The sequence below is a fragment of the Pseudoxanthomonas sp. LjRoot204_2 genome (genome assembly GCF_056175765.1).
Map to the genome: position 1 here is coordinate 1 of NZ_JBGFFG010000176.1, position 6851 is coordinate 6851.

The following is a 6851-nucleotide window of genomic DNA, read 5'->3' on the forward strand; positions in this document are numbered from 1 at the left end:
GGAGATCAGGTACTTCATCGGGCATCCTCGTGGGCGGCGTCGAGGGGGCGCGGCGTGCCACCCCTTGGTCCGGGCAACCTACCCTCGCCCGCCGTGACGCTCAAGCCTCGCCGCTGCGCGGCCGCGCATAATCGACGCGTGATCACACGGCAGGCGGCGCGCGCATGAAGACGATCGGACTGATCGGGGGGATGAGCTGGGAGTCGACGGTGCCCTACTACCGCCAGATCAACGAGGGCATCAGGGAGCGACTGGGCGGGCTGCATTCGGCGTGCGTGGTGCTGTACAGCGTGGACTTCCACGAGATCGAGCAGTGGCAGCACGCAGGCGACTGGGACGCGGCCGGCGAGCGCCTGGCCGATGCGGCGCGCCGCGTGCAGGCCGCCGGTGCCGACCTGCTGGTGCTGTGCACCAACACCATGCACAAGGTGGCGCCGCAGATCGAGGGGGTTGTGTCGATTCCGCTGCTGCACATCGCCGATGCCACGGGCGCGGCCATGGCCGCCGCCGGCCATCGTACCGTCGGGCTGCTGGGCACCCGCTTCACCATGGAGCAGTCGTTCTATCGCGAGCGCCTGCAGCAGGTGCATGGCCTGCAGGTGATCGTGCCGGCGGCGGACGACCGCGCCGTGGTGCACGACGTGATCTATGACGAGCTGTGCCGCGGCGTGATCCGCGACAGCGCGCGCGACGCTTACCGACGCATCATGGACGCGCTGGCGGACCGTGGCGCGGACGCCATCATCCTCGGCTGCACCGAGATCGGCCTGCTGGTGGGACCGCAGGACGCGCGCGTGCCACTGTTCGACACCACGGCCCTGCACGCCAGCGCCGCGGTGGAGGCCGCGCTGTCGGCGTGACGGATCCGCTCAGCGCGGCAGGCGTGCGATCACCTTGATCTCGAAATCGAATCCCGCCAGCCAGGTCACGCCGAGCGCGGTCCAGGCCGGATAGGGCGCTGCCGGGAAGATGTCGTTCTTGACCGCCAGCACGGTGTCGAACTGGCGTTCCGGATCGGTATGGAAGGTGGTCACGTCGATGATGTCGTCCACGGTGCAGCCGGCCGCCTGCAAAGTGGCCTGCAGGTTGGCGAAAGCCAGGCGCACCTGCGCTTCGAAGTCCGGCTCCGGCGTGCCATCCTCGCGGCTGCCTACCTGTCCTGACACGAACAGGAAGGCATCGGCGCGCACGGCCGGGGAATAGCGGTGATGCTCGTACAGCGCGTGGCGGCCTGCGGGGAAAACGACGTTGCGGGTGTTCATGGACGCATCTCCTGTCGGGCCAGTCGCCCGATGCATGGCGATCACTCTAGGCACCGTGGCTTTCCGGATATACACGCCGATCGCGGGATCACTGTTTGTAGAATCGAAACAATTCCCGCCCCCAAGGAGTGCGCATGGACCGCATCGACGCGATGCAGGCCTTCGTCCGCGTGGTCGAGACCGGCAGCTTCACCCGGGCCGCCGAGACGCTGCAGTCGAGCCGCACGCGGGTGACGCAGCTGGTGCAGTCCCTGGAGGCGCACCTGCGGGTGAAGCTGCTCCACCGCACCACGCGCAAGGTCAACGCGACCGCCGACGGCGCCGCGTACTACGCGCGCGTGGTCCGCCTGCTGGCCGACCTGGACGATGCCGAGACCAGCCTGTCGGCCGCGTCCGAGGCGCCGCGCGGGCGGCTGCGCGTGGACGTGCCTGCGCCGCTGGCGCGCCTGGTCCTGGTGCCGGCGCTGCCGGATTTCCACGCGCGCTATCCCGATATCCAGCTGGACCTGGGCGCCAGCGACCGGCATGTGGACCTGATCGACGAGAACGTCGACTGCGTGGTGCGCGGTGGCACGCTCTCCGATCCCTCGCTGCGGGCACGCCACCTGGCAGACCTGGCACTGGGCATCTATGCATCGCCGGCCTACCTGGCACGCGCGGGCACGCCGGTGCATCCCCACGCGCTGGACGACGGTACGCACCGCATCGTCGGCTATCGCGGATCGCGCACCGGCCCTCCGCTGGCGTACGACCTGCAACGAGGCGACGAACACGTCAGCGTGCACGGCCGGCCCGTCATGTCGGTTGACGATGGCAACGCCTATCTGGCGGCGGGGCTGGCCGGCATGGGCGTGCTGTGGCTGCCGCAGTACATGGCCCGCGAGCCCGTCGCGCACGGCGAACTGGTGCCGCTGTTCGAGGRCTGGCAGCTGGCGCCGATGCCGCTTTACCTGGCGTTTCCGCCCAGCCGCCATGTCAGCCGCAAGCTGCGGGTGTTCATCGATTGGATCGTGGACCTGATGGCGCAGCAGGCACCGGCAATCCTGCCACCCAAGGCGCGCGATGCGCCGCCGGCGTGAGTCCCGGACCGCGCGTCACGGTGGCGTTCTCGACTAGCGCGGCGTCAGCACGTCCAGCAACAGCGGCACGTTGAAGGGTTTCGTCATCAGCAGGGTGCCGGGCGGCAATCCCGCCATGTCGTTCTTGTCGTGGCCGGAGACCACGCACACGGTTGCGCCGGGATGGAGCACGCGTGCTTCGCGCGCGACCGTGGCGCCGGTGATGTCCGGCATCCAGTAGTCGGTGACGATGCAGTCGTACCTCGCCTGCCGCATCAGATCGAGCGCCGCCGTCGCGGTCGCGGCCTGCGTCACCGTGTGCCCCGCGACCTCGATGGCCTCGGCCACCATGGAGCGGTGCGTGTCGTCGTCATCGACGTAGAGGATGTTCAATGAAGTCATGGCGGAACTTTGCCGCAACGCCCCGCGAAGCTGGTGTGAACCGGAGACGGCTGACCGGTTTCGGTGTCTGGAAGCAGTGCGCGTCCTGCGGACAAGAACGGCAGATGTCCGTCAGCAGCGCAGATCAAGCCGGCAGATGCGCGCGGATCTGCGCGGCCGTCTCCGTCAGGCGTTCGAGGGAGACGCGGACGCGCGCCATCCGCGCCGCATCATCATTCGGGTCGTGGACGGCACCCCGCCTGCGCCCGGCGCTTTCGAAGACGGCGAGTTGCGGCGGGCCGATGCCCCAGTCGCTGCCAGGCTGCCGCGGCACGACGTGGAAATGGAAGTGCGGCGTTTCCTGGCCGCTGTAGACGCCGTTGTTCTGGAACGTGAGGATGCCGAGCGGCCGATAGGCGCGGACAAGGGCGCTGGCGACGCGCTGGGCCGCCCCCAGGACGGCCGCGCACTCCGGTGCGGACAGATCGAGCAGCGTCGCCACGTGCCGGCGCGTGATGACGCAGCACTGGCCGGTCTCGAATTGCCACGGATTGATCACGGTGAGCGTGTGCTCGCCCTCGTCGATGATCTTCCACGGCTCGTCGCGCGCGGCCACGCACAGGTCGCACGGATCCCGGACAGGAAGTTCGATCATCTTCCGCCTCCTGACGGCCTCATCCTTCGAAATGGAATTCCATGGGGATCAGCTCGACGGCCCAGCCGCCCTCCTCGCCCAGCGTGGCCGCCGGATGCAGCGAAGCGATCCGCACCGCCTCTTCGGGACTGTCGGCATCGATGATGAAAAGACCGCCGACCACCTCCTTCGACTCGGTGTACGGGCCGTCGCTGACCTGCGTCCGGCCCTGGCGGGGACGAAGGGTCTTCCAGCCATCCAGGTCGCCCAGCGACGCGGCCAACCGCACCTTGCCGGTCGCGCGCATCGCGTCGTCCCGCGCAGGGCACTGGCCGACCAGCGCCTCGACAGCCGCGGGGCTCATCGCGGCGAACTTTTCGGGGGTGAAATAGGCCAGGCCGAGGTACTTCATGGGAACTCCCGTGGGTCGTGATGCCTTGGCGACGAACCGTAAGGCCGGACATCGACACGTCCGCCGCCTGTGTCATCCTGCGGGGCACGCAGCTTACCGCGGCCCGGTTGCGGCCGCCGGCAAACCATCGAGCGACACGCCATGCCCGATTCACGCGCGCCCTATCTGCCCGTCAACCGCGAATTCCATGATGTGCTGGAAGCCACGGCCATGCGTCGCACCGCCGTCGAAGTCCGCTTCCTCGACGACGATGGCGTGATGCAACGGCGGACCTGCCGCCTCGTCACGCTGTCCGCGCGCGACGGCGTCGAACGGGTGGCACTCGACTCGGGCGAGCACGTCCGCCTCGATAGGCTGGTCGCCGTGGCGGGTACGGCACTGTCGGATTTCCCGGCGCCGACGTGAGTCGGGGCGCCCTCGGGAGTCGCGTAAGCTGACCCCATGACCGCCCTCGCCTCCCTCCTCGGTACCGGCCTGCCGCTGATCCAGGCGCCGATGGCGGGTGTGCAGGACGAACGACTGGCCCTTGCGGTGGCGCACGCGGGCGCGCTCGGTTCCCTGCCTTGCGCGATGCTGGACGCCGCGCAGTTGCAGGCGGCACTCCGGACGTTCGCCGCGCGCGCGCAGCCGGTCAACCTCAACTTCTTCTGCCATGCGAGGGCCGAGCCCGATGCGGACGAGATGCAGCGCTGGCGCGAGGCCCTGGCACCGTACTACGACGCGTACGGCATCGTCCCGCCCACGCCATCGGCTACCGGCGCGCGGCGCCCGCTGGATGCCGCAACGGTGGCGCTGCTGGAACCGTTCCGTCCGCCGATCGTGAGCTTCCACTTCGGACTGCCCGATGCAGCCCTGCTGGYGCGCATCAAGGGCTGGGGCGCGACCGTGCTGTCGTCCGCCACGACGCTAGAGGAAGGCCTGTGGCTGGAACGTCGCGGCGTGGACGCGGTGATCGCGCAGGGCATCGAGGCGGGTGGGCATCGGGGGCATTTCCTCTCCGAGGACCTGACGCTGCAACCCGCAACGCTTCCGCTGGTGGCGTCGTTGTCGAAGGCGTTGGCCGTGCCGGTGGTCGCAGCCGGCGGCATCGGCGATCGCCATGATGTACGGGCCATGCTCGACGCGGGCGCCAGCGCGGTACAGGCCGGCACCGCGTACCTGCTGTGTCCGGAGGCGACGACCACGCCCGTGCATCGCGCTGCGCTCCAGCAGCCGATGCGCGAAGCCGCCGTGACCAACCTGTTCAGTGGCCGGCCCGCCCGTGGCCTGGTCAACCGGCTGATGCGCGAGCTGGGCCCCCTGTCGGACCTGCCACCGGCGTTCCCGTGGGCGTCGCCGGCGCTGGCACCGCTGCGCGCGGCGGCGGAAGCCGTCGGCCGCGATGACTTTTCCCCGCTCTGGTCCGGCGCGCGGCCGGGCACCCTGGCGGGCCTGGATGCCGCCGGGGTCACGCGCCATCTGATGGGCGTGGACTGAGCCCGCGGGTGCCATCGGTGAGGCTGGGCGCGCCTGCATCCGACCATCTCCGTGACGCGTAACGTCAGTTTCAGCCGTTCCGAAGCGACGCGATCCTCTCCCCTGCGGCGTAGCCCAGGCGCGGCAGGGTGTGAGCCGTGGCACGGGATTTGCATGAAATGCCCGGATCAGACAGGGGATATCGATGGATCTGCAGCGGCTCGCAAGGCGGGCATGGTCAGGCGGGGTACTGGCCCTTGCGATGGCGTCGGGCGCCCATGCCGCGGAGGTGCGCCTGGCCGTCGGCAGCAACACCGGGCCGGCGGTGGACGCCGTGGTCAGCCTGCACGGTACGGTTCCGTCGTCCACCCGCACCGCGACCGCACGCATGGACCAGCAGCATTCGGCGTTCGTCCCCGGCGTGCTGCCGGTGCAGGCCGGCACGGTGGTGGCGTTCCCCAACCGCGACAACATCCAGCACCACGTCTATTCGTTCTCCCAGCCGCGGCAGTTCGAGATCCCGCTCTACTCCGGCAACAAGGCCGCGCCGATCCGCTTCGACAAGCCCGGCGTGGTGGTGGTGGGCTGCAACATCCACGACTGGATGATCGGCCACATCGTCGTGCTCGACACGCCCTACTTCGGCAAGACCGGGACCGACGGCAAGCTGTCGCTGGAGGTGCCGCCGGGGCGCTACACGCTGCGCGTGTGGCACGTCCGCGGTAACGGTGCACCGCTCGAGCGCACGCTCGACGTGCCGGCCGCCGGTACTTCCGCGACCCTGCAGGTGTCGCTGGCGCCGGTGAAGAGCGAGGTCCGCGGCAACGACCGTCTCCGCTCGCTGCAGGAGAAGTTCCGCCAGGCCAAGGGCGGCACGCCTTGAAGCCACGCCGTTTCCAGACGCGCGTCATCGCGGTGATGATCGCCGTGGTGGCGGCGGCGCAGCTGGCCACGTTCGCGGTGGTCACGGTCGCGACCCAGCGCGCGGTGTCGTCGCGACTGGAGCAGGAACTGCACGTGGGGCATCGCGTGTGGGAGCAGTTCCAGCAGGGCCGCTCGGAGCAGTTGCTCGCCTCGGCATCGGTGCTGGCGGACGACTTCGGATTCCGTGCGGCGGTGACCAGCGGCGATCTGCCCACGTTGCGCTCGGCATTGGACAACCATGGCACGCGCATCGGCGCGGACCTGGCATGGGTGCTCAACCGCGACGGCCGCTGGCAGGCCAGCGCCAACGGCATGGCGGGCCCCTCGGCCGATGTGTTGGCCGGGATCATGCGGCAGGCCGCCACCGATGGCCTGGCCCTGCAGACGGTGGTGGTGCAGGACGCGCTGTACCTGGTGGTGGTGCTGCCGGTGATGGCCCCTGACCGGGTCGGCTGGCTAGCGGTCGGTCGCCGCTACGACGATACCGTCGCGCAGGAATACCGCAGCCTCACGGGCCTGGAAGCCGCCTTCGTCACCCTGGTCGGCAACCGCACCCGGGTACATGCGGCCTCCCTGCCGATGGACCAGCGCGCGCCCTTCGCCCGCGCCTGGGTGGCCGACGGCGATCACGCACGGCCGGTTGCCGTGGGTGCCGACCATTACCTGTCCGATTCGCATCCGCTGACGCAGGGCGACGACGCCCGGCTGGTGCTGCTGGATTCGTA

The 6851-nt window shown here is 69.7% G+C and carries 10 protein-coding genes; 6 read left to right on the top strand and 4 right to left on the bottom strand.

Annotation, left to right across the window (positions count from 1 at the left end; genetic code table 11):
• Positions 1 to 164 precede the first annotated feature (164 nt).
• Positions 165 to 860, top strand: coding sequence for an aspartate/glutamate racemase family protein (locus tag AC04L7_RS09830; RefSeq protein WP_435999204.1), 696 nt, complete (start codon positions 165 to 167; stop codon positions 858 to 860).
• A 9-nt stretch (positions 861 to 869) separates the two neighbouring features.
• Here the strand turns inward: AC04L7_RS09830 and AC04L7_RS09835 are convergent, their stop codons facing one another.
• Positions 870 to 1262, bottom strand: a complete 393-nt coding sequence (locus tag AC04L7_RS09835; protein ID WP_435999205.1) for a RidA family protein — start codon at positions 1260 to 1262, stop codon at positions 870 to 872.
• Between the two features lie 134 nt (positions 1263 to 1396).
• Here AC04L7_RS09835 and AC04L7_RS09840 point away from each other — a divergent pair, with 134 nt between their 5' ends.
• Positions 1397 to 2341: a LysR family transcriptional regulator gene (locus AC04L7_RS09840; protein WP_475512912.1), complete on the top strand. Its 945-nt coding sequence runs from the start codon at positions 1397 to 1399 to the stop codon at positions 2339 to 2341.
• Between the two features lie 33 nt (positions 2342 to 2374).
• Here the strand turns inward: AC04L7_RS09840 and AC04L7_RS09845 are convergent, their stop codons facing one another.
• The 3 genes from AC04L7_RS09845 to AC04L7_RS09855 form a co-directional block, all read right to left on the bottom strand.
• Positions 2375 to 2722, bottom strand: coding sequence for a response regulator (locus AC04L7_RS09845; protein ID WP_435999208.1), 348 nt, complete (start codon positions 2720 to 2722; stop codon positions 2375 to 2377).
• Between the two features lie 124 nt (positions 2723 to 2846).
• Positions 2847 to 3317, bottom strand: coding sequence for an HIT family protein (locus tag AC04L7_RS09850; protein ID WP_435999209.1), 471 nt, complete (start codon positions 3315 to 3317; stop codon positions 2847 to 2849).
• 58 nt (positions 3318 to 3375) lie between these two features.
• Positions 3376 to 3747: a YciI family protein gene (locus AC04L7_RS09855; RefSeq protein ID WP_435999210.1), complete on the bottom strand. Its 372-nt coding sequence runs from the start codon at positions 3745 to 3747 to the stop codon at positions 3376 to 3378.
• A gap of 141 nt (positions 3748 to 3888) precedes the next feature.
• Here AC04L7_RS09855 and AC04L7_RS09860 point away from each other — a divergent pair, with 141 nt between their 5' ends.
• The 4 genes from AC04L7_RS09860 to AC04L7_RS09875 form a co-directional block, all read left to right on the top strand.
• A complete protein-coding gene (locus AC04L7_RS09860; protein ID WP_435999211.1) occupies positions 3889 to 4152 on the top strand; it encodes a hypothetical protein in 264 nt (87 codons plus the stop codon).
• A gap of 36 nt (positions 4153 to 4188) precedes the next feature.
• The gene (locus AC04L7_RS09865) at positions 4189 to 5223 is read left to right on the top strand and encodes an NAD(P)H-dependent flavin oxidoreductase (RefSeq protein WP_475512913.1); all 1035 of its coding nucleotides are present in this window, start codon (positions 4189 to 4191) and stop codon (positions 5221 to 5223) included.
• A gap of 184 nt (positions 5224 to 5407) precedes the next feature.
• On the top strand, positions 5408 to 6085 hold the full coding sequence (locus tag AC04L7_RS09870) for a methylamine utilization protein (protein WP_435999213.1): 678 nt from the start codon (positions 5408 to 5410) through the stop codon (positions 6083 to 6085).
• A partial coding sequence (locus AC04L7_RS09875; RefSeq protein ID WP_475512914.1) for a cache domain-containing protein occupies positions 6082 to 6851 on the top strand: 770 nt, incomplete at its 3' end. The genes AC04L7_RS09870 and AC04L7_RS09875, both read left to right, overlap by 4 nt.

What these genes read in the sequence shown, in the direction of transcription:
- AC04L7_RS09860 (WP_435999211.1), top strand. Translation starts at nt 3,889, where the DNA reads ATGCCCGATTCACGCGCGCCCTATCTGCCCGTCAACCGCGAATTCCAT.
- AC04L7_RS09870 (WP_435999213.1), top strand. Translation starts at nt 5,408, where the DNA reads ATGGATCTGCAGCGGCTCGCAAGGCGGGCATGGTCAGGCGGGGTACTG.
- AC04L7_RS09830 (WP_435999204.1), top strand. Translation starts at nt 165, where the DNA reads ATGAAGACGATCGGACTGATCGGGGGGATGAGCTGGGAGTCGACGGTG.
- AC04L7_RS09845 (WP_435999208.1), bottom strand. Translation starts at nt 2,722, where the DNA reads ATGACTTCATTGAACATCCTCTACGTCGATGACGACGACACGCACCGC.
- AC04L7_RS09855 (WP_435999210.1), bottom strand. Translation starts at nt 3,747, where the DNA reads ATGAAGTACCTCGGCCTGGCCTATTTCACCCCCGAAAAGTTCGCCGCG.
- AC04L7_RS09835 (WP_435999205.1), bottom strand. Translation starts at nt 1,262, where the DNA reads ATGAACACCCGCAACGTCGTTTTCCCCGCAGGCCGCCACGCGCTGTAC.